The organism is Paenibacillus sp. Y930, assembly GCF_056786375.1.
Genome location: NZ_JBXCIX010000030.1, coordinates 1 through 945 on the forward strand (window position 1 = coordinate 1; position 945 = coordinate 945).

The window sequence follows — 945 nt, forward strand, 5'->3', positions numbered from 1 at the left end:
TTGACCTCACTAGAGGCTTTTCTTGACAGCCGGAGCTCATGACCTTCGCTACTATAATTTTCGCTCCCCATCGTAGCCCAGCCTTATAGCCGACGGATTTTCCTATCGACAAGCCTCACTACTTAGACGGACTATTCCATCAGTCCGCGTCACTACCCTTCTGTGTCACCCCATTGCTCAAACGGTTGTTGGTGGTACAGGAATTTCAACCTGTTGTCCTTCCACTACGCCTTTCGGCCTCGCGTTAGGTCCCGACTTACCCTGAGAGGACGAGCCTTCCTCAGGAAACCTTGGGCTTACGGCGGACAAGATTCTCACTTGTCTTTTCGTTACTCATACCGGCATTCTCACTTGAATACTGTCCACCAGTCCTTACGGTCTAGCTTCAACCTATATTCAACGCTCCCCTACCCAAGTACCATTAAGGTACATGTCATAGCTTCGGTGGTGTGTTTAGCCCCGTTACATTTTCGGCGCAGAGTCACTCGACCAGTGAGCTATTACGCACTCTTTAAATGGTGGCTGCTTCTAAGCCAACATCCTGGTTGTCTGTGCAACTCCACATCCTTTCCCACTTAACACACACTTGGGGACCTTAGCTGATGATCTGGGCTGTTTCCCTCTTGACAATGGATCTTAGCACTCACTGTCTGACTCCCGGATAACATGTCTATGGCATTCGGAGTTTGACTAAACTTGGTAACCCTTGGCGGGCCCCGCATTCAATCAGTGCTCTACCTCCACGACACTTTAATCCGAGGCTAGCCCTAAAGCTATTTCGGGGAGAACCAGCTATCTCCGAGTTCGATTGGAATTTCTCCGCTACCCCCACCTCATCCCCGCACTTTTCAACGTGCGTGGGTTCGGGCCTCCAGTGCGTGTTACCGCACCTTCACCCTGGACAGGGGTAGATCACACGGTTTCGGGTCTACGACTACGTACTCA

At 51.1% G+C, this 945-nt stretch carries 1 rRNA gene; it reads right to left on the reverse strand.

Annotated elements, in window-relative coordinates:
* Nucleotides 1-945: ribosomal RNA gene (locus AC1TO5_RS21190) — 23S ribosomal RNA — on the reverse strand; the annotation flags it as partial.